This is a genomic window from Bradyrhizobium sp. SPXBL-02 (genome assembly GCF_051853065.1).
GTDB lineage: Bacteria > Pseudomonadota > Alphaproteobacteria > Rhizobiales > Xanthobacteraceae > Bradyrhizobium.
Genome location: NZ_CP182474.1, coordinates 432,252 through 455,706 on the forward strand (window position 1 = coordinate 432,252; position 23,455 = coordinate 455,706).

Here is a 23,455-nt window from a genome sequence, read left to right on the forward strand (position 1 = left end):
TCAGTCTCCACCGGCCTGTCTTGCGAATTCGTACAGCGTGCGGCCGCCCGGGGTGAGCTCGAGCCGCCGCACGATCGCTGCATGGCGGGTCAAGGCGCGCTCGAATTGCTCGCCGTCATAGCCATCGAAGATGTCGCGCCTCAATCGCAGCATGCGCTGGATCATCGGGTCGGACTTCGGAACGAACTCGATCACGCCGCGGGGTGCCAGTCCGACGAGCCAATCCAGCACCGACGGCAGCGGAATGTTCCGGCCGATCGCGAGATGGTGCACGATCGCGAGCGCGATGACGGCGTCCGCGCGGCTGCGCGAATGCAGCCCCGAACGCTCGGTTTCCGCCCAGCCCTGACCGGGGCTTGGATTTGCGGCATCGCTGAACAGCGGGAGAAAGTCCAGATTGTCCGCGGTTGCACGCGCCACCGCAACGTCGAGCGCGTTGAGATCGGCGTCGAACCCGATCACGGACCGGACCCGGTTTTGCAAAAGCGCTTGCGAATACCGACCGGTGTTGCAACCGATGTCCCACGCGCAGGCCAGCGTATTGTTCTGCGCGAAGCAACTGACGAATTTCTCCTTCCTGCTTTCCTCGGTGTCGGAATACGAAAGATTGCCGCGCTCATATTGCTGCCATTCGGTCGGTCCGACGTCTTTCGGCGCGAGATTGGAGATCCAGCGCCGCAACCGGCGCAACATCATCTGAAGCGCGGCTTTGGGCAGCGGCTTTGGCTGACGTGAGGGCTGATCCGGCTCGCGGCGTGCCCGTCGCTGAAAACGGTCCGGAAGCGTGATGTTGGTCAGGACGTCCGGGGAGAGCCACCGTTTGGGCCATCCGATCAGCGCGGCCATGTCGGCGGTCGGAATGCCTTCCAGCGCGCCCCGGTACCAGGCGTTGTGGGCGACGCCGAGCAGCGCGCGCATCAGCAAGGGGTTCGCGAACTGCTCGACGAACTGCCGGTGGCCGTCCCAATAGTCGCCGTCCCGGTACGGCACGAATGAGGAAATGTCGATGAAGACCGGCCGGATTCCGATGAACTGAATATTGTACGCGGTCGCATCCGACAGCGTCAGTCCGAAATCGAGCGCGAGCAGATGGACATCGAGGTGGAGCAGGGCGGCGCGCTTGAGCAACTCGAACGGCCATTCATATGGATAGGAGATGAACGGGACGCGCGGATGCTCCAGAACTTTCAGTCGATCCGATTCGGCATGGATCAGAGTCTGCGTCGCCTCGTCGGAGCTTGCCTCCTCCGCGGCGACGATCCATCCTCTTTCCATCAGCGCGTCGTAGGCGCCCGACGATTTCAGCAGCAGGAAGTTGCGATATGCTTCGTCGTCGACCGCGCGAAAAACTCGGCCAGCATGGGTGAAGACGTAGCCTGAGGGATCGCGGAACGATCCGGGATCACGCATCGCGGTCCAGTATGGATCTGCTGGTGGCGACGTCCGGCGACGATTTCGAGCGCCGGAAGAAATCCATCACCCGCTTTCCGTACGCTCGAATGGCGATCAGGCCGCCGGCAATGCCGGCAAGCAGCGCCTGTACGGCGAAGGCGCCGCTCCCCGGATCCAGATAGGCATAGGCGCTGGTCGGCATCAGCACGGCGATTCCGGCCAGCACCGCCACAGTCATTCCCGGAGAGGTCTTGTTCATTTTCCACACGCCGTAGACGATAGTCGCGGGTCGCACATGCCGCCTATTGGTCTTTTGCACCATCCACCTACGCGCGTAAACCGAAATCCGCTCTATTCCACCGGTCGTCGACGGCCTGTCTGCCGTTGCGGTGCGGTGCGCACGGCCGTGCCTCAGCGCCGCGGATGCGCGCTGGCATAGACCTCCAGCAGCCGCTCGGAATCGATGCCAGTATAGACCTGCGTCGTCGACAGCGAGGAATGCCCGAGCAATTCCTGGATGGCGCGCAAGTCCCCGCCGCGCGAGAGCAGGTGCGTGGCGAAGGAATGACGCAGCGCGTGCGGCGTGGCGCTGTCCGGCAGCCCGAGCGCACCGCGCAGCCGCTCCATCGCGAGCTGGATGATGCGCGGGCTCAAGGGACCGCCGCGTGCGCCGACGAAGATCGGCCCTTCCGCCGGCAGCGGATAGGGGCACATCGAAACGTATTCCTGCACCAGCTCCAGCACGTTTTGCAGCACCGGCACCATGCGAGTCTTGTTGCCCTTGCCGGTCACGACCAGCACGTCGCCCTCGCCGGGACGCGGCACCTCGCGGCGCTTCAGGGAGAGCGCTTCGGAGATGCGCAGCCCCGATCCGTACAAGAGCGCCATCACCGCGGCATCGCGCGCCAGGATCCAGGTCTCCCGTTCCTCGCCGGCACGCTCGTCGGCATCGGCAAGACGCTTGGCGGATGCCATCGGCAGGGGTTTTGGCAAGCTCTTCGCCACCTTCGGCGCGCGGATCGCCGACAATGCGCCGACCTTGCCCTTGCCCTCGCGCTCCAGGAAACGTCCGAACGAGCGCAGGCCCGCCAGCGCACGCATCAGGCTGCGGCCGGCAATGTCGTCGGCCCGGCGCATCGCCATGAAGGCGCGCAGGTCGGTCGCCTCCAGCGCGGCGAAGCGCTTGAGCGTGACGCGCTCGCCCCAATGATTGCTGAGGAAATCCAGGCACTGCCGCAGATCGCGGCCATAGGCCTCCAGCGTCTTCGGCGACAGCCGCCGCTCGGCGCCGAGATGCGAAAGCCAGCGCGCCATCTCCTGCGCGATCGAGGGATCGGCGCTGGCGAGCTCGATGTGTGGGGCGGCCGCTTTGCTCATGCGCTCTGGACGTGGTGATTCCGCACAGTATATCGCATCACACCAGTTTACTGTTCGCTAAGGCCGCCGCGCGGCGCTAGCCTCAAGGCCTCAAGGTTCCGATTCTCAGCTCATGGACCAATCGTCGCGCAGCAACACCGCCCCCGCCACCCGCATGGTCGACGTGCTGGTGCCGGTCGCGCTCGACCAGACCTATTCCTACAAGGTGCCGCGCGGCATGGAGCTGAAGGCGGGCGATCTCGTCGGTGTGCCGCTCGGTCCGCGCGAGGTGCTGGCCGTGGTCTGGGGCGAGAATGCCAATCCCGATCCGCGCCTGCACAACCGCCTCAAGGAGGTCAGCGAGAAACTCGACGTCCCGCCGCTCAAGCCGGAGCTGCGCTCGGTGGTGGACTGGGTCGCCAATTACACGCTGAGCCCGCGCGGCATGGTGCTGCGCATGTGCCTGCGCATGGGCGAAAATCTCGGCCCGGAGCGGGTGCGCGCCGGCGTGCGCCTGACCGGCGATCCGCCGAAGCGTCTGACGCCGGCGCGGGCGCGCGTCATCGCGGTGCTGTCGGACCGGCTGCTGCACGGCAAGTCCGAGGCGGCCAGGGAGGCCGGTGTCTCCTCGGGCGTGATCGACGGCCTCGTCGATGAAGGTACGCTCACGGTGGAGCCGATGCCGCCGCCGCCTCCGCCGCCGGCGCCCGATCCGGAATTCGGCCGGCCGGACTTCTCGCCGCTCCAGCGTGCCGGTGTGGATGCGATGCGCGCGCTTGCGGCCAACGGCACCTTCCATGTCGCGCTGCTCGACGGCGTCACCGGCTCAGGCAAGACCGAGGTCTATTTCGAAGCCGTCGCCGAGGTGGTCCGCCGCGGCAAGCAGGCGCTGATCCTGATGCCGGAGATCGCGCTCACCGGCCAGTTCCTCGACCGTTTCGCGCAGCGCTTTGGCGTGCGGCCGATCGAATGGCATTCGGAGCTGACGCCGCGCACCCGCGCGCGCAATTGGGCCGCGATCTCCGAAGGCTCGGCGCCGGTCGTGGTCGGGGCGCGCTCGGCGCTGTTTCTCCCTTACGCCAATCTCGGCCTCATCGTCGTCGATGAGGAGCACGACCAGGCCTACAAGCAGGACGACGGCGTGCATTACCATGCCCGCGACATGGCGGTGGTGCGCGGGCATATCGCGAAAATTCCGGTCGTGCTGGCCTCCGCCACGCCGTCGGTGGAATCCGAGGTCAATGCGCGCAAGAACCGCTATCAGCGCATCGCGCTGCCCTCGCGCTTCGGCGGCCAGCACATGCCGCATATCGAGGCCATCGACCTGCGCCGCGAGCCGCCCGCGCGTGGTCGCTTCATCTCGCCGCGACTTGCCGGCGAGATCCGAACCGCGATCGAACGGCGCGAGCAGGCGCTGCTCTTCCTCAATCGCCGCGGTTATGCGCCGCTGACCTTGTGCCGCGCCTGCGGCCATCGCTTCGCCTGCACCATCTGCGACGCCTGGCTGGTCGATCACCGCTTTCGCCAGCGCCTGGTCTGCCACCATTGCGGCTTCTCGATGCCGCGCCCGCATATCTGCCCGAACTGCTCGGCCGAGGAATCGCTGGTTGCGGTCGGCCCCGGCGTCGAGCGCCTGCAGGAGGAGGCGGCCGCGCTGTTCCCGGACGCGCGCACCATGGTGCTGTCGAGCGATCTCATCACCTCGATCGAGACGATGCGAAGCGAGCTTGCCGAGATCGCAGAGGGCCGCGTCGACATCATCATCGGCACGCAGCTCGTCGCCAAGGGGCACAACTTCCCGCGGCTCAATCTGGTCGGCGTGGTCGATGCCGATCTTGGCCTCTCCAACGGCGATCCGCGCGCGGCGGAGCGGACCTGGCAATTGCTCAACCAGGTGATCGGCCGCGCCGGCCGCGAGCAGGGCCGCGGCGTCGGCTATCTGCAGACCCACCAGCCCGATCATCCCGTGATGCGGGCCTTGATCGCCTGCGACCGCGAGGCCTTCTACGACAGCGAGATCGAGCTGCGCGAGAAGACGCTCTATCCGCCGTTCGGCCGGCTCGCCAGCCTGATCATCTCCGCCGGCGACCGCCCGGGCGCCAAAGGCTTTGGCCACAAGCTCGTCGCGCTCGCGCCGCGCGACGAGCGCGTCGTCGTGCTCGGCCCCGCCGAAGCGCCGCTCGCCGTCATCAAGGGCCGCTACCGCTTCCGCATCCTGGTGAAATCGGCGCGCGGTTTCGACCTGTCGGACTATTTGCGCAGCTGGCTCGCGGTCTGCCCGAAGCCGACAGGCAATCTGAAGCTCGAAGTGGACGTCGATCCGCAGAGCTTTTTGTAGTGGCTATTCCCCACTCTCTCCACGTCATTGCGAGGAGCCCTTGCGACGAAGCAATCCAGAGTCTTTCCGCGGGAAGATTCTGGATTGCTTCGCTGCGCTGGCAATGACGGGACGTAAAAAAGCCCGCGGTCCCCCAAGACCGCGGGCTTGTTTTCATGCGCGCATCAAACTGATGAAAAGTGCGCGGGTAGGCGGCTCGTCGCGCCTTTAGGAGACGACCTCCGCGGTGACGCGGCCGACGCCGGCACCGGTGAGGCCGATGGCGCGGGCTGCACCCGTGGAGAGGTCGAGGACACGGCCGCGAATGAACGGGCCGCGGTCGTTGATGGTGACGATCACGCTCTGGCCGCGGTGGGTGACGCGCAGCTTGGTGCCGAACGGCAGCGAACGGTGCGCCGCGGTCATGGCGTTCTGGTTGAAGCGCTGGCCCGAGGCGGTCCGGCTGCCGGACTCGTTGCCGTAATAGGAGGCCACGCCGGAGAAGCTGTGGCCGGTGCCGGAGGTCGGCGTCATCGACGCATTGGCATTGCGCCAATCGGAGGTCGCATTGGCCTCGGTCTGGGCGTGGTGGCGGTGGTGATGCCGGTGATGCCGGGATTTGGCGGAAGCTTCGGTGGCAGTTCCACCGACGATCAGAGTTGCGGCGACGAAAGCAATCGCCGTGCGCGGCCGGGTCACAAAGCCCAGCGTCTTCAAAGACAGCATTTAATGGTCCCTAAGCTAGTATTGCCACATTTGTGGCAAGTGGAGCCCCCATCAGTTTGTGAGCGGGTTGGCGTTTCGATTCCTAATGAGGCGTGAATTGGGCAGTAATTCCGGTATGTGTCGTCATGAAATATCTTGTTACCGTCGCGCGATATTCGGCCGATGTTCCGAAATCTTCGGCTTTAACGATTTATTAACCTGCCGATTACTTACAAATACTGTAGAGCGAAGTCATCGCCGCCAGCGTTTAGAATTCGATAAGTATTCGGCGCGTGGAACTCGCTAGGGCGGATTCACGCCTCAGCGATCCGTGTTCATGGCGGCTATGCGCTAGGGGCAGGAACCAATGGAGGGCGCGGCGGCAAAGCCGGCGCCAATTTCCGTGAGCTGGGACGCCGCCGCCTCGGCCGCCCCTCGGCGCGCGATGTGTCGCGCGGCTGCGACGAACTGGCGACAGAACCTCATGCCTTTAATTTGGCGTCATGTTGCACCTGCGCGCCTGCTATGTTAGCAAAGCCGCGATTTTAACGAGCCCGGCACCTCCCGTGCTGGTCGAAAATCGAAGTCCCGCTTGAATTCCAAGGGCTTGGATCGCTAGGCGCCGCTTCGTGGCGACGGTTTTTCCCTTGCGAGTTTGACAGCAAAAAGAGCGCGTCTGTGGCTGCAGAAGATACGTCCGTTTCCGGTGTGTCCGGCCGTTATGCAACGGCCTTGTTTGAACTGGCCCGCGACCAGAATTTGGTCGACGCGGTCAAAGCCGATCTCGACAAATTCGAGGCCCTGCTGAACGAGAGCGCCGATCTGAAGCGCCTCGTCCGTAGCCCGGTGTTCGCGGCCGATGCCCAGTCCAGGGCCCTCTCGGCCGTGCTGGACAAGGCGGGCATCGCCGGCATCGCCGCCAACTTCCTGAAAGTGCTGACGGCCAACCGCCGCCTGTTCGCGGTGGCCGACGTCATCCGCGCCTACCGCGCGCTCGTCGCCAAGTTCAAGGGCGAGACGACGGCCGACGTCACCGTGGCGGAAGCGCTCTCGGACAAGAATCTCGATGCCCTCAAGGTCGCCCTGAAATCGGTGACCGGCAAGGATGTCGCGCTGAACGTGAAGATTGATCCCTCGATCATCGGTGGCCTCGTCGTCAAGCTGGGCAGCCGCATGGTGGATGGTTCGCTTCGCACCAAACTCAATTCGATCAAGCACGCGATGAAAGAGGCAGGCTGATGGACATCCGCGCCGCGGAAATTTCCGCGATCCTCAAGGACCAGATCAAGAATTTCGGCCAGGAAGCTGAAGTCTCCGAAGTCGGACAGGTGCTGTCCGTCGGCGACGGTATCGCCCGCGTCTACGGTCTGGACAACGTCCAGGCCGGCGAAATGGTCGAGTTCGAGAACGGCACCCGCGGCATGGCGCTGAACCTCGAGACCGACAACGTCGGTGTCGTTATTTTCGGTGCCGACCGCGAAATCAAGGAAGGCCAGACCGTCAAGCGCACCCGCGCCATCGTGGACGCGCCGGTCGGCAAGGGTCTGCTCGGCCGCGTCGTCGACGCGCTCGGCAATCCGATCGACGGCAAGGGCCCGATCCAGGCCGACAAGCGCATGCGCGTCGACGTCAAGGCGCCCGGCATCATTCCGCGCAAGTCGGTGAACGAGCCGATGGCGACCGGCCTCAAGGCGATCGACGCCCTGATCCCGATCGGCCGCGGCCAGCGCGAGCTGATCATCGGCGACCGTCAGACCGGCAAGACCGCGATCGCGCTCGACACCATCCTGAACCAGAAGCCGCTCAACGCGCAGCCGGACGAGAACATCAAGCTGTACTGCGTCTACGTCGCGGTCGGTCAGAAGCGTTCGACCGTCGCGCAGTTCGTGAAGGTGCTGGAAGAGCAGGGCGCGCTCGAATATTCGATCGTCGTCGCCGCCACCGCCTCGGATCCGGCGCCGATGCAGTACATCGCGCCCTTCACCGGCTGCACCATGGGCGAGTACTTCCGCGACAACGGCATGCACGCGGTCATCATCTATGACGACCTGTCCAAGCAGGCCGTCGCCTACCGCCAGATGTCGCTGCTGCTGCGCCGCCCGCCGGGCCGCGAAGCCTATCCGGGCGACGTGTTCTATCTGCACTCCCGCCTGCTCGAGCGCGCGGCGAAGCTGAACAAGGACCAGGGCTCGGGCTCGCTGACGGCGCTGCCGGTCATCGAAACCCAGGCCAACGACGTGTCGGCCTACATCCCGACCAACGTCATCTCGATCACCGACGGCCAGATCTTCCTGGAAACCGACCTGTTCTTCCAGGGCATCCGTCCTGCCGTGAACGTCGGTCTGTCGGTGTCGCGCGTGGGTTCGTCCGCGCAGACCAAGGCCACCAAGAAGGTCGCCGGCAAGATCAAGGGTGAGCTCGCGCAGTACCGCGAAATGGCGGCGTTCGCGCAGTTCGGCTCCGACCTCGACGCCTCGACCCAGCGCCTGCTCAACCGCGGTTCGCGCCTCACCGAGCTCCTGAAGCAGCCGCAGTTCTCGCCGCTGAAGATGGAAGAGCAGGTCTGCGTGATCTGGGCCGGCACCAACGGCTATCTCGATCCGCTCCCGCTCAACAAGGTGCGCGCGTTCGAGGACGGCCTGCTCTCGCTGCTGCGCGGCAAGCACGCCGACATCCTCAACTCGATCCGCGACAGCCGCGACCTCTCCGACGACACCGCCGGCAAGCTGAAGTCGGTGGTCGAAGGCTTTGCGAAGAGCTTCGCTTAACAGCAAGTATGGCCGGATCGTCCGGCCATGACCGCTTCGCGAGAGGCAAATCAATAAGAAGCATGCCCGGCGCCCGGCCGGGCATTGCGGTAGGGACAGGCTAGCGGTCCGACGCTTCAGTCGAACCGCCGGGGTGAACGAAGAATGGCGTCACTTAAAGACATGCGCGTCCGCATCGCCTCCACCAAGGCGACGCAAAAGATCACCAAGGCGATGCAGATGGTCGCGGCCTCCAAGCTGCGCCGCGCGCAGACCGCGGCGGAAGCCGCGCGTCCCTATGCCGAAAAGATGAGCGCGGTGATCTCCAACATCGCCAGCGCCGCGGCGGGCTCGCCCGGCGCGCCGGCGCTGCTGGCCGGCACCGGCCGCGATCAGGTTCACCTGCTGTTGGTCTGCACCGGCGAGCGCGGCCTGTCCGGCGCTTTCAACTCCTCTATCGTGCGTCTCGCCCGCGAACGCGCTCTGGCGCTGGCTGCGCAGGGCAAGGAAGTGAAATTCTTCTGCGTCGGCCGTAAGGGCTACGAGCAGCTCCGCCGCCTGTTCGACAAGCAGATCGTCGAGCATCTCGACCTGCGCAGCGTGCGTCAGCTCGGCTTCGTCAACGCCGAGGACATCGCCAAGAAGGTGCTGGCGCGGTTCGACAACGGCGAGTTCGACGTCTGCACGCTGTTCTACTCGCAGTTCAAGTCGGTGATCGCACAGGTCCCGACCGCCCAGCAGATCATCCCGCTGGTCGTCGAGGAAGGCGGTGCGAACGCCAGCGCGACCTCCTACGAATATGAGCCGGAGGAGGACGAGATCCTCACGCGCCTGTTGCCGCGCAATCTCGCGGTGCAGATCTTCCGCGCCCTGCTCGAGAACAACGCTTCGTTCTACGGCGCGCAGATGTCGGCGATGGACAACGCCACCCGCAACGCCGGCGAAATGATCCGCAAGCAGACGCTGGTCTACAACCGCACGCGTCAGGCTCAGATCACCAAGGAACTCATCGAAATCATCTCCGGCGCAGAAGCAGTCTGACCGGACACGAAATTCGGATCGAAGGAGACAGTAAATGGCTACAGCAGCCACACAGATCGGTCGCGTTACCCAGGTCATGGGCGCCGTCGTCGACGTGCAGTTCGAAGGCCACCTGCCGGCCATTCTCAACTCGCTGGAGACCAAGAACGGCAACAACCGCCTGGTGCTGGAAGTCGCGCAGCATCTCGGCGAATCGACCGTCCGCACCATCGCGATGGACGCCACCGAAGGTCTGGTGCGCGGCCAGGAAGTGACCGACACCGGTCAGCCGATCTCGGTTCCCGTGGGTGACGGTACGCTCGGCCGCATCATGAACGTCATCGGCGAGCCGATCGACGAGGCCGGCCCGATCAAGTCGGAAGGCATCCGCGCCATCCACCAGGAAGCGCCGACCTATACCGACCAGTCGACCGAAGCCGAAATTCTCGTCACCGGCATCAAGGTCGTCGATCTGCTCGCTCCGTATGCGAAGGGCGGCAAGATCGGCCTGTTCGGCGGCGCCGGCGTCGGCAAGACCGTGCTGATTCAGGAGCTGATCAACAACGTCGCGAAGGCGCACGGTGGTTACTCCGTGTTCGCCGGCGTCGGCGAGCGTACCCGCGAGGGCAACGACCTCTATCACGAGTTCATCGAGTCCAAGGTCAACGCCGATCCGCACAATCCGGATCCGAGCGTGAAGTCGAAGTGCGCTCTCGTGTTCGGTCAGATGAACGAGCCGCCGGGCGCCCGCGCCCGCGTCGGCCTGACCGGCCTGACTGTCGCCGAGCACTTCCGCGACCAGGGCCAGGACGTGCTGTTCTTCGTCGACAACATCTTCCGCTTCACGCAAGCGGGGTCGGAAGTGTCGGCGCTGCTCGGCCGCATTCCCTCGGCGGTGGGTTATCAGCCGACGCTCGCCACCGACATGGGCGCGCTGCAGGAGCGCATCACCACGACGCAGAAGGGTTCGATCACCTCGGTGCAGGCGATCTACGTGCCGGCCGACGACTTGACCGACCCGGCGCCCGCGACCTCGTTCGCGCACTTGGACGCCACCACGGTGCTGTCGCGCGCGATCTCGGAAAAGGGCATCTATCCGGCGGTGGACCCGCTCGACTCGACCTCGCGCATGCTCTCCCCGCTCGTCGTCGGCGAGGAGCACTACGCCGTCGCCCGTCAGGTCCAGCAGGTGCTGCAGCGCTACAAGTCGCTCCAGGACATCATCGCCATTCTCGGCATGGACGAGCTTTCGGAAGAGGACAAGCTGACGGTGGCCCGCGCCCGCAAGATCGAGCGCTTCCTGTCGCAGCCGTTCCACGTCGCCGAAATCTTCACGGGTTCGCCCGGCAAGTTCGTCGACCTCGCCGACACCATCAAGGGCTTCAAGGGCCTGGTGGACGGCAAGTACGACCACCTGCCGGAAGCGGCCTTCTACATGGTCGGCACCATCGAAGAAGCCGTCGAGAAGGGCAAGAAGCTGGCGGCGGAAGCTGCCTAAGAGGCGAACGGCGAAGGGAGTAGCGAATACAAGCTGCTCCCGACCGCCACTCGCTATTCGCCACTCGCTACTCGCAGGTTTCTCATGGCCACCTTCCATTTCGATCTCGTCTCTCCGGAAAAGCTCGCCTTCTCGGGCGAGGTCGATCAGGTCGACATTCCCGGCGTCGAGGGTGACTTCGGCGTGCTGGCAGGGCATGCGCCGGTCGTGGCTGCGATCCGGCCCGGCATCCTCACCATCACCAGCGGTGGCAGGCACGAGAAGGTCATCGTGCTCGGCGGCCTCGCCGAGGTGTCCGAGAGGGGCCTGACCGTGCTCGCCGACGTCGCGACCTCGCTGGACGAGCTGGACCGCGCCCAGTTCGCCGAGACGATCGCGGAGATGGAAGAGAATCTGAAGGAGCATGAAGGCGGCGAGCTCGATCAGGCCATCGAGCGACTGGATCACTTCAAGAGCATCCAGCACCAGCTCAACTCCACGGCTATGCACTAAGCCCCGGGGCACCGCTCCGGGGCTCGGGTAAGACATTCCTGCAAAGGAATTCCTGAACAAGTTCAGCGCTCGTCACGACCGTGGCGGGCGCTGAAACTTTGTTGCACCGCGCCGGAGATGGCGGCATTCTGCGCCCCGCGGATTTGTTCCGGGGGCCGGTGGCAGATGAAACGCAAGATCGCAGCGATTTTCGCAGCCGATATTGCCGGGTATTCGAGGCTGGTCGCGGAAGACGAAGAGGAAACGCTGCGGCGTCTCGCCTCCTATCGCGAGGTCGTCGACGATTTCATCGCCAAGGCCGGCGGACGCATCTTCAACACGGCGGGCGATGCCGTGCTCGCGGAGTTTCCGAGCGCGGTGGATGCGGTGCGCTGTGCGATCGACATCCAGGAAAGCTTGCGAACCCGCAACATGGCCTATCCGCCGAGCCGGCAGATGTCGTTCCGCATCGGCATCACCATCGGCGACGTCGTCGAACGCGACGGCGATCTGTTGGGCGACGGCGTCAACATCGCCGCGCGCCTGGAGGGCCTCGCCGAGGTCGGCGGCATCTGCGTCTCCCGCGCGGTGCATGAGCAGGTCGCCAACAAGCTGTCGGTGCAGTTCGCCGATATCGGCGCGCAGGAGGTCAAGAACATCCCGACGCCGGTGCACGCCTATCTGGTGGCGATGCGGCGCGAGGACGGCAGCTATGCCAAGCCGCAGCTGAAGACGGCGGCTTCCAAGGTGGCCGCGGCCCCGGTGTGGATGTGGCCGCTGGTGGTCGCCGTCGTCTCGATCGTCGCCATCGTCGTCACCGGCTTTCTCTACAACACCAAGCTCAAGCAGACTGCGAGTGCCGCGGCGCCGGCCGTGACGGCCAATGCGGCGCCGAGCCCAACGCCGGCTGCGGCGGCGGCAACGCCGAGCCCGATGCCGACCCAAATGGCAAAGGCGCCGATGGCTCCGATGGCTCCGTCTAACGCCGGCGCCGCGATGGCGCCGATGCCTGCGCCGTCACCATCGGCATCGCCGATGACAGGCAAGCTTGCTGCCGACAGCGTACCCTTCATCAACGAGCGCGTGCGCAGCTTCCTCGCTGGCGATTATGCGAGCTCCGGCGACTACAAGGCCTTCGCGCTCAATGTCGGCGGCTTCACCGGCTCAGCGCTGAACCAGGCAAGCGAGGAAGCCGCGCGCAACATGGCACTCGAACAGTGCCAGAAGCGCGCCGATGCCGCGCAATCGCCCCGGCGCTGCGAGCTCTACGCCGTCGGCAACACGATCGTTTACACGCACGGCAAGCCGCCGATGCCGCCCCCGCCCTATGTCAGGCATGATGCGATGATCGAGCGGCCGTTCGCCTCGAAGGATTTTCCGATCGTACGCGAGCCGCAAAAAGTCCGGCTCGAGAACATGTTCGTGCCGGCGGCGAAGTCCCGCTCGGTGGCACTCAGTCCGGGCGGGCAATATTTCATGGTGCTGGGCGCATCATCAGCCGACGACGCGGCGAAGCGCTCGCTGGAATCGTGCGGCGCAATCGCCGGCGTGCCCTGCATGGTCGTTGCGGTTGACGATAATTTCGTCGTGCCGATCCCGACCCTGTTCAGGATCACCGGCTTCTTCAACGCCGCCTCCAATTCCTCGATCGTGGCCGAAGCGCGCGGCGAGGTCGTCCGCAAGCTCGGTGACGCCACGGGCTGGAACGCCGTCGCCGTCGGCACGTCCGGCCGCGCCGGCCTCGGCCTCAAAGCCGCCGACGAGCAGACCGCCGTCAATTCCGCGCTCGCCGACTGCGCCAAGCGCGACAGCGACTGCCACGTCATCGCCATCGGCCCATTCACGGTCGGCCCGATCAATTAGCGATGAGGCCCCGGCTGGTGCGCTGGCAGAGGCGCCCCTTTATGCGTCCAAGCCGGCAAAATAACCTAACGATTTCAACTCCATCTCTACTGTGCATGGGGTTGTTTTCGAAAGTTCAGCTCGCGAGGTGCGCAAACTCTCGCGCCACGGCGCGGTAGACCTCGCGGCGGAACGGCACCACGAGGTCGGCGACACGGTCGAGGCGCTCCCAGCGCCAGGCATCGAACTCGGCAGGCTGTCCGTTGCGCGGCGTCAGCGGATCGATCTCGTCGTCGCGGCCGGTGAAGCGCAGCGCGAACCATTTCTGGCGCTGGCCGCGAAACTTTGCGAGGCGATGCGTTTGCGGTCCATCGTAAGGCGGGAATTCATAGGTGAACCAGTCGGTCTCGCCGAGATAGTCGGCGCTGACGACGTTGGTCTCCTCCCAGAGCTCGCGCAGCGCCGCATCGCGCAAATTCTCGCCCTCGTCGACACCGCCCTGCGGCATCTGCCAGTCGAGCCCCGGCAGGATGATCTCGGGCCCGTCGCCCTTGAAGCGATGGCCGATCAGCACATGGCCGTCCGGATTGAACAGCGCGATGCCGACGTTCGGGCGGTAGGGTTTTTCATTGTTCATCTTGTCATTCCGGGGCGCGCGGAGCGCGAGCCCGGAATCCATAACCACAGGCAGCGGACGGATGAAAGGCCGTGGCCGCTACCCTCCGCACAACTTCTGCCTGAGAGTTTGGACCCCCTTCTTCGCGGGGGTGAGCGGAGTGCTGGGATGAAGCTCGCTACCCCTCCGCCAGCGCAGAAAATTCCTGCACCACGCGCTCATAGACCGGGCGCTTGAACGGGATGATCAGCTCAGGGAGATTCTTCATCGACTCCCAGCGCCAGCTCACGAATTCCGCCTTGTGGCCGCCGCCGCCGGGATTCGCGACATTGATCTCGCTGTCCTTGCCGGTGAAGCGCACCGCGTACCATTTCTGGCGCTGGCCGCGGTAGCGGCCTTTCCAGGCGCGCCCGGCGACCGTGCGCGGGATGTCGTAAGTGAGCCAGTCCGGGACTTCGCCGAGCCGCTCGACCGAGCGCACGCTGGTCTCCTCGTAGAGCTCGCGCTTGGCCGCCTCCCAGGTGTCCTCGCCGGGATCGACCCCGCCTTGCGGCATCTGCCAGACATGGGTGTCGTCGACATGCTCGATGCCGCCGGCGCGGCGGCCGATGAACACCAGTCCCTTTGGATTGATCAGCATCACACCGACACAGGTCCGGTAGGGCAGATCCTCGTAACGCGCCATTCCGCCAGACCTCTTGCCTGCATTTTTGGAAGGCATGCCGGCCCCGCGAGACCCGTGCCGAACCAATTCGTTGATTTAGCTGGATTTTGATTTCAGCATCGCGGTTGTCAATGGCACCAAAAGGATACCTCGGTCGCCCAAGGTCTTGGTCCAGGCGCTGATGCGCTCGATCGAGACGGGCAGGGCGGAGGCCGTGCCGACGGCGATGCCGCGCTCGCGCGCCGTCGATTCCAGCTTGTTGAGGGCGCGGTCGATCTCGGTCGCCGTCGGCACCGCATCGATGGCGATATCGCCCTTGCCGAACGGCACGGCCTGGTTGGCCGCCGCCTGGGGCGCGATGCTGCGGGGCGAGGAGCCGTCGTCGAAGAAGCCGAGGCCGCGCTTGGCCGCCTCGCGGATGATCGGCTGCATCGCCGGCTCGGTCGCGATGAAGCGGGCGCCCATGAAATTGGTGAGGCCGGCATAGCCCTGCATCCGGCTGAGGTGCCAGTACAGGCGGTCCATGTTCTGGTCGGGGCTGAGCGAGGTCAGCAGCGTCTGCGGCCCCGGATCGTTGTCCGGGAAGTCGTAGGGCTCCATCGGGATCTGGAGGAAGATCTCGTGGCGCTGCGTCCGCGCCCGCTCGGCGAGCTTGCCGGGATCGGATCCGTAGGGCGTGAAGGCCAGCGTCACCGCCGGCGGCAGCTTCATGATGGCATCGGTGGTTTTTGCGGCGCCGACGCCGAGGCCGCCGATCACGATCGCGACCACAGGCATCTTGGCAGCCTTGGCACGGTCGGCATCGGCCGCATAGACGGTGAACGGCCTCAGCCCGTCGGCCACCACCGGGATCATGCCGTAGCGTGATTTCTCCAGCAGCTTCGGATTGATCCCGGCCATGACGGGCGGCGGGCCGGATGCCGCCTCGCCCTTGTCGGCAGCATCGCCTGCGCCGATCACCACGTCGTGGCGGGCGCCGGTGGAGCCGTCGATCATGGTGATGGTCTTCTGCTCGCCGGGCGCGGCCTGCTTCGGCGCTTCCTTGGTCTCGTGCTTGGCGTCCGGCTTGCTCTCCGCGCCGTGGCCGGACGCGGCCGGCTTCTCGTCCGTGGCAGTGGGAGCGCGGATCGCGAGCCTGGCCATCGGCTCGCCGCCGAACGGATCCTTGTTGAAGATGGCGAAGCCGGCAAAGCTAATCAGGAACAGGCCGAGCAGGACGGCCACCAGCTGCAGGGCGGTGAACGGCAGCCGCAGCCGGCGTTTCCGGCGCGGCTTGTCCTGTCCGAGCGGGGCGCTCAGATCGTCGGCCGTCTCAGTCATGCGCGATCCCGAATCACTCGTGCCGACGATACCACGCCGCGGTCAAGCGGCGGCAGGCCGGGAGAGGCCGGGGACGACGGGAGTTCCAAGCAAAAAGGGCGGCTTCAGGAAGCCGCCCTTTCGTGGGATCGCGCGTGACGCCGACTTAATTCGCCGCTTTGGGCTTGTCGGTCGTGGCCTTGTTGTCGTTGCCCGGGGTCGGCGCGGCGGAGGCGCTGTTCTTGATGCCGTGGAGCAGGTCGCCGGCGAGCTTGAGCGCCTTGTCGTCCTTGGCGTCCGGCGGGACATAGGACTGCGAGCCGGTCTTCTCGTCGCCGTCGTTCTTCAGATGGCCGCGCAGCGAAGCCTCGCCCTTGGTGTCGGTGCGCGACTTCAGCTCGTCAGGCACGTCCTGCAGCACTTCGATGTCGGGCACGATGCCCTTGGCCTGGATCGACTTGCCCGACGGCGTGTAATAGCGCGCCGTGGTCAGCCGCAGCGCGCCGTTGCCCGAGCCGAGCGGAATGATGGTCTGCACCGAGCCCTTGCCGAACGAGCGCGTGCCGACGATCGTCGCGCGCTTGTGGTCCTGGAGCGCGCCGGCGACGATTTCCGACGCCGAAGCCGAGCCGCCATTGACCAGCACGATGACAGGCTTGCCCTTGGTCAGGTCGCCCGCATGCGCGGTGCGGCGCTGGGTCTCCTCGGCATTGCGGCCGCGGGTCGAGACGATCTCGCCCTTCTCGAGGAAGGAGTCCGAGACGGTGACCGCTTCCTCGAGCAGGCCGCCCGGATTGTTGCGGAGGTCGATGATGAAGCCCTTGAGCTTGTCGCCGCCGATCTGGTTCGTGAGGTTACCGACCTCGCGCTTCAGGCCTTCGGTGGTCTGCTCGTTGAAGGTGGTGATGCGGATATAGCCGATGTCATCCTGCTCGACGCGCGCGCGCACCGAGCGGACGCGGATGTTGTCGCGCACCAGCGTCACGTCGAGCGGATTGTCCTGGCCCTTGCGGATGATCTTGAGCTTGATCTTGGTGTTGACGGGGCCGCGCATCTTCTCGACCGCCTGATTCAGGGTCAGGCCCTGCACCGCCTCGTCGTCGAGATTGGTGATGATGTCGTTGGCCATGATGCCGGCGCGCGAAGCGGGCGTGTCGTCGATCGGCGAGACCACCTTGATCAGGCCGTCTTCCATCGTGACCTCGATGCCGAGGCCGCCGAACTCGCCGCGGGTCTGCACCTGCATGTCGCGGAAGCTCTTGGCGTCCATGTAGCTCGAATGCGGATCGAGGCCGGTGAGCATGCCGCTGATGGCGGATTCGATCAGCTTGGTGTCATCGGGCTTCTCGACGTAATCGGAGCGCACGCGCTCGAAGACGTCGCCGAAGAGGTTGAGCTGGCGATAGGTGTCCGCGGTGGCGGCTCGCGCGCTGGAGCCCATGAACACCGCGCGCGGCTGGGTCACGAACAGCGTCAGCGCCGCACCGGTGGCGGCGCTGAGGAGGATTACTGAAGTCTTGCGCATCATCCGCGAACCTTCTCGCCTTCATTTGCGGCCCACCATGGGCCTGGATCGATTGGAGTGCCGTCTTTACGGAACTCGACATACAGCACAGGTTGACTCGCGTTCGTGGCGAGAATGGAGGCGACCTGAGAGGTCGACCCCATCGTCGCGACCGGCTCCCCCGTGAGCACAAACTGCCCGATGTTGACCGAAATGCGCTCCATCCCGGCGATCAGGACATGATACCCGCCCCCGGCATTGAGGATCAAGAGTTGTCCATAGCTGCGGAATGGGCCGGCATACACAACCCAGCCATCACACGGCGTCGTGACCTGGGCGCCGGGCTTGGTCGCCAGCGAAATGCCCTTCTGGACGCCGCCGACCCCGTCGGAACCGCCAAAATCCCTGATCTTGTTACCGTTAACCGGAAACGGCAGGAGACCCCTGGCCGAGGCGAAGGCGATCGCCGGGGTGGTGCGGGACTTGTCCTTGAACGCGCCCGGGCCCTGTTTGGCGCTGGCAGCCGCCTTGGCCTCGGCCTGCCTTGCGGCCTCGGCGGCTTTCTCGGCCGCCTTGGCGGCGCTTTGCAGGTCCTGCTCCATCTTGGCGATCAACCCCTGGAGATCGCCGACCTGCTTTGACAGCGCGATCGCGCGCGCGCCTTCGGCGTCGAGGTCTTTTTCGCGTGCGGACTGCTGGCGCTGCCGTTCCTCGATCAGGGCGGTGAGCCGGGTCTGGTCGCTCCTGACCTTGTCACGGTCGGAGGCGAGCTGATCGCGCTCGGTGGCGATGGTCCTGCGCAAGGCCACGAGCTCGCCGAGCTCGCCCGCGATTCTTTCGGCGCGGCCGCGCAATTCCGGCACGACGGCACCGAGCAGCATCGCGGTGCGCAGTGATTGCAGCGCATCTTCGGGCCGCACCAGCAGCGCCGGCGGCGTGCGCCGGCCGGCGCGCTGCAAGGCCGCCAGCACCTCGACGATGTCGGCGCGGCGCGAATCCAGCGAAGCGCGCATCTGTTGCTCGCGGCCGTTCAGCGCGCGCAGCCGCGCCTCGGCCTCGTCGATCTTGGTCTCCACGGCGCGCACATTGGCGGCGGTTTCGATCAGCTGCTGATTGAGCTGGGTGCGGTCCTGGCCGAGCGCGGTGATCTCGGCCTTGAGCTTGGCCTGCGCTTCTTCCGCGCTTCGTTGCCTCGCGCGCGCGGCCTCCAGCTCCTGCTCGCGCTGCTTGATCGCATCGGGCGAGACCGCCGCGGTCTGCGGCGGCGGCGCAACTGTCTGGCCTTGCGTCGGAGCTTGCGCGAGGCTTGTGTTCGCTTGCGCGAGGCTTGCGCCGGCAATGCCCGTGATCAGCAGCAGGTTGAGGAGCGGCGCTCGCATCGTGTCGGCAAAGGTGCTCGTTGTGGCGCGCATCACGCGCGGTGATAGGGGTGGCCGGCCAGGATGGTGGCGGCCCGATACAGCTGTTCCAGAAGCATGACGCGGACCATTTGGTGCGGCCAGGTCGCAGAGCCGAACGCGATCGCGAGCTTGGCCTTACGGCGCAATTCGGGCGAAAGTCCGTCCGCCCCTCCGATCACGAAGAAAGTATGTCCGGCGCCTTCGTCGCGCCAGCGCCCCAGATGCCGTGCGAATACGGTGGAGTCGAGATTCTGGCCGCGCTCGTCCAGCGCCACCAGGATCGCCTTGTCAGGAATATGCGCCGAGATCGCCGCGGCCTCTTCGGCCATCCGCGTTGCGGCATCGCGCGCGCGGCTCTCGGCAACTTCATAGACACTGAGCCCGCGGAATCCGAGCTTGCCGCCGGCGTCGCAGAACCGTTCGAAATAGCGGTCGGCAAGCTCCCGTTCGGGGCCCTGCTTCAGCCGGCCCACCGCAATGACAGCAACACGCATGATTTCAGTGCCGCGTTGACAAGACCGCGCGCAACAGGCGCGCGCACGACGCTAGCATGCGCGTCAGCCGATTCGAAATCGGCAGTGAGCCTAGATCGCCTTCGCCGCCCCTGGGCCCTGCGTGTACAACCGCTCGAGGTTGTAGAACTCGCGGACCTCGGGTCTGAACACGTGCACGATCACGTCGCCGGAATCGATCAGCACCCAGTCGCAATTGGGCAAGCCCTCGACATGGATGTTCTTGATGCCGTTTTCCTTGAGGCTCTTGGTGACGTTTTCCGCGATCGCGCCGACGTGCCGGTTCACCCGGCCGGTGGTGACGATCATGTAGTCGGAGTACGCCGATTTGCCGCGAAGGTCGATTGTGACCGTCTCTTCCGCCTTCATGTCCTCGAGGCGGGAGAGGATCAGGCTCAGCGTCTTGTCGGCGTCGGGTTGCGCCTTCAAGGCCGCAGCTTTGGTCGATGTTTTACGCGTAGGCTTGGCAACCTTGGGTAAAACAGGCTTGGACAATACAGATGCGGTCAGGGACCATTCCTTTCACTGTATCGCGAACGCCGAATCCGGCGCCCACCGGTTACACTACATCATGTGGGGTTAAGGGTTTCAATATGCCAGAGAGCCCGTAGTCCACACCATGTCCGTACACTTCGTCTCACTTCGTACCTTTCCAGCTCCCATCCGGGTTCCGTAGGCCGGTCGAGGACAGGTTCAGCTTCAATCCGGTCAGGAACACCCAGGCCGGTGCCGGCCGATCCGCAAGCAGGGCCGCCTTTTTTTCGGGCAGGCGGTAGCGCGATAACGCCTGGGCTGCGGGCGAGCCGAGCGCGCGAAAACTCTGCGGCGGACGATCGATCACCGCCATCGGCACCTGGGCGGCGATGCGCCGCCAGTCCTGCCAACGATGGAATTGAGCGAGATTGTCGGCGCCCATGATCCAGACAAAGCGCAAGCCAGGAAAGCGGCGGCGCAAGGTGTTGATCGTGTCGATAGTATAGCGAGTGCGAATGACGGATTCGAGACAGCTCACCTCGATGCGCGGATCGTCGGCGACGTCGCGCGCGGCCTGCATGCGCTCGCCGAGCTCGTGCAGCGTGCCGTTCTCCTTGAGCGGATTGCCTGGCGTGACCAGCCACCAGACGCGATCGAGCTGCAATCGCTTCAGTGCGAACTGGCTGATGGCGCGATGAGCCTGATGTGGCGGGTTGAACGAGCCGCCGAGCAGGCCGATGCGCATGCCCGGCGTCGAGGCCGGGACCGCTTGCGCCACGAAGCGCGGCACGACGAGATTGTTGCTCAATGCCCGCGCCCCGCGACGTCTACGGCCGGGTCTGCCCGGTGCCGTGGACGCGATATTTGAAGCTCGTCAATTGCTCGGCGCCGACCGGGCCGCGCGCGTGGAAGCGGCCGGTGGCAATCCCGATCTCGGCGCCGAAACCGAACTCGCCGCCATCGGCAAACTGCGTCGAGGCGTTGTGCAGCACGATCGCGGAATCGACCTCGCTGAGGAATTTCTGCGCCGCAGCCTCATCCGCGCTCACGATGGCATCGGTGTGATGCGAGCCGTGGTCCTGAATATGCGCGATCGCGCCGTCGACGCCGTCCACCACCTTCGCCGCGATGATCGCGTCGAGATATTCGGTGTCCCAATCCTCGTCGCTCGCCGGCTTGACGCGCGCATCGGTGTTCTGCACGGCCTCGTCGCCGCGCACCTCGCAGCCGGCATCGAGCAGCATCTCGACCAGCGGCTTAAGGTTCTTGTCAGCGGCAGCGCGGTCGACCAGCAGCGTCTCGGCAGCGCCGCAGACGCCGGTGCGCCGCATCTTGGCATTGAGCACGATCGACTTCGCCATGGCGAGGTCGGCGCTGGCATCGACATAGACGTGGTTGACGCCCTCGAGATGCGCGAACACAGGCACGCGCGCTTCCTGCTCGACGCGCGCGACGAGGCTTTTCCCCCCGCGCGGCACGATGACATCGATGGCGCCGCTCAGGCCCGACAGCATCATGCCGACCGCCGCGCGGTCGCGCGTCGGCACCAGCGTGATCGCAGCTTCCGGCAGGCCAGCTTCGCGCAGGCCCTGCACCAGGCAGTCATGGATCGCGCGGCACGATCGGAAACTGTCCGAGCCGCCGCGCAGGATTACGGCATTGCCTGACTTCAGGCACAGCACGCCGGCGTCGGCCGCAACGTTCGGCCGGCTCTCGAAGATCACGCCGACGACGCCGAGCGGCACGCGCACGCGCTCGATGGTCATGCCGTTCGGCCGCTGCCAGCTCTCGATGACGACACCGATCGGATCGGCGATGCCGCGCACGATGCCGATGCCCTCGGCCATGCCCTCGATGCGCGCCGGCGTCAGCGTCAGGCGGTCGATGAAGGAGGAGGTGGCATTGCCGGAGGCGCGGGCCTCCGCGACGTCCTCGGCATTGGCGGCGAGGATCGCGGCTGCGTTGGCGCGGATCGCCCGCTCCATTGCTTCCAGCGCCCGGTTCTTCTGTTCCGGCGGCGCCAGCGCCAGCACGCGCGCGGCGGCGCGGGCACGGGTTCCGAGCTCGGACATCAGCGCCTGAAGATCGGCATTGCCGTCGACGGCTTTGAGGGGGGCGGCCATGGGAGTTCAACCTTCTGCTAAGGCGGTGTCCTAGCACGGAAATCCCGCTTTTGCGAAGGGCAGGAAGGGTATGGCAGGGGTTCGGTTCGCGCCGCCGGGTCGGCCAATGGCCCGGCTGCGCTCGGCTTGCCGGACGCCAAAATATCTCGGAATATCAATGCCCAATCATGGAGCCTGCGATGCCGACCGTCGAAGAGCGTGAAGAGCGGCGAAAGGCCAAGCTTGAGGCGCTGAGGGCCGAAATCCAGAAGGGCTTTGACAGCGCGCCGATGGAGGAGATCGGCGATGTCCATGAATGGTTCGAAAGTATCAAGGCGCGAGGACGCGAACGGTTGGCTGCGCGGAAGGCCGACAAAAAGGTTTGACCTTCGAGACTGCCCTTCTCGCCCTTAGCCGCCCACCACCAGATCATCCCGGTGGATCATCTCGGAGCGCCCGCTGATGCCGAGGATGGCCATTACATCGGGGGAGGAGCGGCCCTTGATCCTCTCCGCGACCTCGGCGTCGTAGGCGATCAGGCCGCGACCGACCTCGCTGCCGTCGGGGCCGCGCACGATCACGGCATCGCCGCGGGCGAACTGGCCCTCGACCTTGATCACGCCGGCCGGCAGCAGGCTGGCGCCGGCGCGCAGTGCTGTCACGGCGCCGGCATCGATGGTCAGCGTGCCCTTCGGCTCCAGCGTCCCCGCGATCCAGCGCTTGCGCGAGGTGATGGGGTTGGCGGGCGTCAGGAACCAGGTGCAGCGGCCGCCATCGGCGATCGCCTGCAAGGGATGCTCGATCTTGCCGGAGGCGATCAGCATATGCGTGCCACCGGTCGTGGCGATCTTGGCCGCCTCGACCTTTGTCCGCATGCCGCCGCGCGACAGCTCGGACTCGGCATCACCCGCCACCGCCTCGATCTCCGAGGAGATGCTGTCGACGATGGGAATGAGTTTTGCGTTCCGGTTGTTCTTCGGCGGGGCGTCGTAGAGCCCGTCGATGTCGGACAGCAGCACCAGCAGGTCGGCGCTCGCCATGGTCGCGACGCGCGCGGCGAGGCGATCATTGTCGCCGTAGCGGATCTCGGTGGTCGCCACCGTGTCGTTCTCGTTGATCACGGGGATGGCGCGCCATTCCAGCAGCTTGCCGATGGTGGAGCGCGCATTGAGATAGCGGCGGCGCTCCTCGGTGTCCTGCAGCGTCACCAGGATCTGGCCGGCGCCGATCCCGTGCGCCCCGAGCACCTCCGACCAGATCCGCGCCAGCGCGATCTGGCCGACGGCAGCGGCGGCCTGGCTCTCTTCCAGCTTCAGCGGGCCGCGCGGCAATTTCAGCCGGCTGCGGCCCAGCGCGATCGAGCCGGAGGACACCACGAGGACGTCGCGGCCTTCCTTGTGCAGCCTGGCCATGTCGTCGGCGAGCGCGGCGAGCCAGGACGCCCGCACCTCGCCCTTGTCGGAATCGACCAGCAGCGCGGAGCCGACCTTGACGACGATGCGGCGGAATTGACTGAGTTCGGGGCTGGCCATGGCG

Annotated in this window: 22 protein-coding genes; 8 read left to right on the forward strand and 14 right to left on the reverse strand. The window is 65.7% G+C overall.

From position 1 onward, the window contains the following. The 3 genes from ACNJYD_RS02045 to ACNJYD_RS02055 form a co-directional block, all read right to left on the reverse strand. Positions 1 to 1,410: a class I SAM-dependent methyltransferase gene (locus tag ACNJYD_RS02045; protein WP_212257653.1), complete on the reverse strand. Its 1,410-nt coding sequence runs from the start codon at positions 1,408 to 1,410 to the stop codon at positions 1 to 3. Then, positions 1,403 to 1,651: a hypothetical protein gene (locus tag ACNJYD_RS02050; protein WP_246571395.1), complete on the reverse strand. Its 249-nt coding sequence runs from the start codon at positions 1,649 to 1,651 to the stop codon at positions 1,403 to 1,405. The genes ACNJYD_RS02045 and ACNJYD_RS02050 overlap by 8 nt, the downstream gene beginning before the upstream one ends. Before the next feature lie 152 nt (positions 1,652 to 1,803). Next, a complete protein-coding gene (locus ACNJYD_RS02055; protein WP_212257652.1) occupies positions 1,804 to 2,769 on the reverse strand; it encodes a tyrosine recombinase XerC in 966 nt (321 codons plus the stop codon). A gap of 112 nt (positions 2,770 to 2,881) precedes the next feature. On the opposite strand from ACNJYD_RS02055, the gene ACNJYD_RS02060 reads away from it, so the two are divergent. After that, positions 2,882 to 5,086 (forward strand): primosomal protein N', encoded by a 2,205-nt coding sequence (locus ACNJYD_RS02060; protein WP_212257651.1) that lies wholly within the window; start codon positions 2,882 to 2,884, stop codon positions 5,084 to 5,086. Between the two features lie 207 nt (positions 5,087 to 5,293). On the opposite strand, the gene ACNJYD_RS02065 is transcribed toward ACNJYD_RS02060, so the two are convergent. Beyond that, complete coding sequence (locus tag ACNJYD_RS02065; RefSeq protein ID WP_172788828.1) at positions 5,294 to 5,791, reverse strand: septal ring lytic transglycosylase RlpA family protein; 498 nt, start codon at positions 5,789 to 5,791, stop codon at positions 5,294 to 5,296. Between the two features lie 657 nt (positions 5,792 to 6,448). Here ACNJYD_RS02065 and ACNJYD_RS02070 point away from each other — a divergent pair. The 6 genes from ACNJYD_RS02070 (at position 6,449) to ACNJYD_RS02095 (ending at position 13,369) form a co-directional block, all read left to right on the forward strand. Next, positions 6,449 to 7,009 (forward strand): F0F1 ATP synthase subunit delta, encoded by a 561-nt coding sequence (locus ACNJYD_RS02070; protein WP_172788827.1) that lies wholly within the window; start codon positions 6,449 to 6,451, stop codon positions 7,007 to 7,009. Beyond that, positions 7,009 to 8,538, forward strand: coding sequence for a F0F1 ATP synthase subunit alpha (gene atpA, locus ACNJYD_RS02075; protein WP_172788826.1), 1,530 nt, complete (start codon positions 7,009 to 7,011; stop codon positions 8,536 to 8,538). Before ACNJYD_RS02070 ends, atpA begins: the two co-directional genes overlap by 1 nt. A gap of 144 nt (positions 8,539 to 8,682) precedes the next feature. Then, a complete protein-coding gene (locus ACNJYD_RS02080) occupies positions 8,683 to 9,558 on the forward strand; it encodes a F0F1 ATP synthase subunit gamma (protein ID WP_172788825.1) in 876 nt (291 codons plus the stop codon). A 34-nt stretch (positions 9,559 to 9,592) separates the two neighbouring features. Then, positions 9,593 to 11,035, forward strand: a complete 1,443-nt coding sequence (gene atpD / locus ACNJYD_RS02085) for a F0F1 ATP synthase subunit beta (RefSeq protein ID WP_172788824.1) — start codon at positions 9,593 to 9,595, stop codon at positions 11,033 to 11,035. A gap of 84 nt (positions 11,036 to 11,119) precedes the next feature. Further along, a complete protein-coding gene (locus ACNJYD_RS02090) occupies positions 11,120 to 11,527 on the forward strand; it encodes a F0F1 ATP synthase subunit epsilon (RefSeq protein ID WP_172788823.1) in 408 nt (135 codons plus the stop codon). Between the two features lie 165 nt (positions 11,528 to 11,692). Next, the gene (locus tag ACNJYD_RS02095) at positions 11,693 to 13,369 is read left to right on the forward strand and encodes an adenylate/guanylate cyclase domain-containing protein (RefSeq protein WP_439365181.1); all 1,677 of its coding nucleotides are present in this window, start codon (positions 11,693 to 11,695) and stop codon (positions 13,367 to 13,369) included. A gap of 115 nt (positions 13,370 to 13,484) precedes the next feature. On the opposite strand, the gene ACNJYD_RS02100 is transcribed toward ACNJYD_RS02095, so the two are convergent. From ACNJYD_RS02100 to ACNJYD_RS02140, 9 genes are all read right to left on the reverse strand, one after another. Beyond that, complete coding sequence (locus ACNJYD_RS02100) at positions 13,485 to 13,985, reverse strand: RNA pyrophosphohydrolase (RefSeq protein ID WP_439365182.1); 501 nt, start codon at positions 13,983 to 13,985, stop codon at positions 13,485 to 13,487. Between the two features lie 157 nt (positions 13,986 to 14,142). Continuing rightward, entirely contained in the window at positions 14,143 to 14,649 is a 507-nt protein-coding gene (locus ACNJYD_RS02105) for an RNA pyrophosphohydrolase (RefSeq protein ID WP_172788820.1), read from the reverse strand. A gap of 75 nt (positions 14,650 to 14,724) precedes the next feature. Continuing rightward, positions 14,725 to 15,948, reverse strand: a complete 1,224-nt coding sequence (locus ACNJYD_RS02110) for a divergent polysaccharide deacetylase family protein (protein WP_439365183.1) — start codon at positions 15,946 to 15,948, stop codon at positions 14,725 to 14,727. Positions 15,949 to 16,093: 145 nt separating this feature from the next. Further along, on the reverse strand, positions 16,094 to 17,455 hold the full coding sequence (locus ACNJYD_RS02115) for a S41 family peptidase (protein WP_172788818.1): 1,362 nt from the start codon (positions 17,453 to 17,455) through the stop codon (positions 16,094 to 16,096). Then, positions 17,452 to 18,810, reverse strand: coding sequence for a murein hydrolase activator EnvC family protein (locus ACNJYD_RS02120; protein WP_439365184.1), 1,359 nt, complete (start codon positions 18,808 to 18,810; stop codon positions 17,452 to 17,454). Before ACNJYD_RS02120 ends, ACNJYD_RS02115 begins: the two co-directional genes overlap by 4 nt. Positions 18,811 to 18,842: 32 nt before the next feature. Then, a complete protein-coding gene (rlmH, locus tag ACNJYD_RS02125; RefSeq protein ID WP_172788816.1) occupies positions 18,843 to 19,325 on the reverse strand; it encodes a 23S rRNA (pseudouridine(1915)-N(3))-methyltransferase RlmH in 483 nt (160 codons plus the stop codon). Between the two features lie 90 nt (positions 19,326 to 19,415). Beyond that, positions 19,416 to 19,772, reverse strand: coding sequence for a ribosome silencing factor (rsfS, locus tag ACNJYD_RS02130; RefSeq protein ID WP_024338888.1), 357 nt, complete (start codon positions 19,770 to 19,772; stop codon positions 19,416 to 19,418). Between the two features lie 208 nt (positions 19,773 to 19,980). Next, positions 19,981 to 20,625: a nicotinate-nucleotide adenylyltransferase gene (locus ACNJYD_RS02135; protein ID WP_172788815.1), complete on the reverse strand. Its 645-nt coding sequence runs from the start codon at positions 20,623 to 20,625 to the stop codon at positions 19,981 to 19,983. A 19-nt stretch (positions 20,626 to 20,644) separates the two neighbouring features. Next, positions 20,645 to 21,940, reverse strand: a complete 1,296-nt coding sequence (locus ACNJYD_RS02140; RefSeq protein WP_439365185.1) for a glutamate-5-semialdehyde dehydrogenase — start codon at positions 21,938 to 21,940, stop codon at positions 20,645 to 20,647. 179 nt (positions 21,941 to 22,119) lie between these two features. On the opposite strand from ACNJYD_RS02140, the gene ACNJYD_RS02145 reads away from it, so the two are divergent. Continuing rightward, the gene (locus ACNJYD_RS02145) at positions 22,120 to 22,305 is read left to right on the forward strand and encodes a hypothetical protein (RefSeq protein ID WP_439365186.1); all 186 of its coding nucleotides are present in this window, start codon (positions 22,120 to 22,122) and stop codon (positions 22,303 to 22,305) included. A 24-nt stretch (positions 22,306 to 22,329) separates the two neighbouring features. Here ACNJYD_RS02145 and proB read toward each other — a convergent pair whose 3' ends face one another. Continuing rightward, positions 22,330 to 23,451 (reverse strand): glutamate 5-kinase, encoded by a 1,122-nt coding sequence (proB, locus tag ACNJYD_RS02150; RefSeq protein WP_439365187.1) that lies wholly within the window; start codon positions 23,449 to 23,451, stop codon positions 22,330 to 22,332. Between the last annotated feature and the right edge of the window lie 4 nt (positions 23,452 to 23,455).

Coding starts and splice junctions, on each gene's coding strand:
- ACNJYD_RS02115 (WP_172788818.1), bottom strand. CDS start 17,455: ATGATGCGCAAGACTTCAGTAATCCTCCTCAGCGCCGCCACCGGTGCG.
- ACNJYD_RS02110 (WP_439365183.1), bottom strand. CDS start 15,948: ATGACTGAGACGGCCGACGATCTGAGCGCCCCGCTCGGACAGGACAAG.
- ACNJYD_RS02080 (WP_172788825.1), top strand. CDS start 8,683: ATGGCGTCACTTAAAGACATGCGCGTCCGCATCGCCTCCACCAAGGCG.
- ACNJYD_RS02065 (WP_172788828.1), bottom strand. CDS start 5,791: ATGCTGTCTTTGAAGACGCTGGGCTTTGTGACCCGGCCGCGCACGGCG.
- ACNJYD_RS02060 (WP_212257651.1), top strand. CDS start 2,882: ATGGACCAATCGTCGCGCAGCAACACCGCCCCCGCCACCCGCATGGTC.
- ACNJYD_RS02100 (WP_439365182.1), bottom strand. CDS start 13,985: ATGAACAATGAAAAACCCTACCGCCCGAACGTCGGCATCGCGCTGTTC.
- ACNJYD_RS02105 (WP_172788820.1), bottom strand. CDS start 14,649: ATGGCGCGTTACGAGGATCTGCCCTACCGGACCTGTGTCGGTGTGATG.
- ACNJYD_RS02090 (WP_172788823.1), top strand. CDS start 11,120: ATGGCCACCTTCCATTTCGATCTCGTCTCTCCGGAAAAGCTCGCCTTC.
- ACNJYD_RS02120 (WP_439365184.1), bottom strand. CDS start 18,810: ATGCGAGCGCCGCTCCTCAACCTGCTGCTGATCACGGGCATTGCCGGC.
- ACNJYD_RS02055 (WP_212257652.1), bottom strand. CDS start 2,769: ATGAGCAAAGCGGCCGCCCCACACATCGAGCTCGCCAGCGCCGATCCC.
- proB (WP_439365187.1), bottom strand. CDS start 23,451: ATGGCCAGCCCCGAACTCAGTCAATTCCGCCGCATCGTCGTCAAGGTC.
- ACNJYD_RS02095 (WP_439365181.1), top strand. CDS start 11,693: ATGAAACGCAAGATCGCAGCGATTTTCGCAGCCGATATTGCCGGGTAT.
- ACNJYD_RS02145 (WP_439365186.1), top strand. CDS start 22,120: ATGCCGACCGTCGAAGAGCGTGAAGAGCGGCGAAAGGCCAAGCTTGAG.
- rlmH (WP_172788816.1), bottom strand. CDS start 19,325: ATGCGTGTTGCTGTCATTGCGGTGGGCCGGCTGAAGCAGGGCCCCGAA.
- atpD (WP_172788824.1), top strand. CDS start 9,593: ATGGCTACAGCAGCCACACAGATCGGTCGCGTTACCCAGGTCATGGGC.
- ACNJYD_RS02045 (WP_212257653.1), bottom strand. CDS start 1,410: ATGCGTGATCCCGGATCGTTCCGCGATCCCTCAGGCTACGTCTTCACC.
- atpA (WP_172788826.1), top strand. CDS start 7,009: ATGGACATCCGCGCCGCGGAAATTTCCGCGATCCTCAAGGACCAGATC.
- ACNJYD_RS02050 (WP_246571395.1), bottom strand. CDS start 1,651: ATGAACAAGACCTCTCCGGGAATGACTGTGGCGGTGCTGGCCGGAATC.
- ACNJYD_RS02140 (WP_439365185.1), bottom strand. CDS start 21,940: ATGGCCGCCCCCCTCAAAGCCGTCGACGGCAATGCCGATCTTCAGGCG.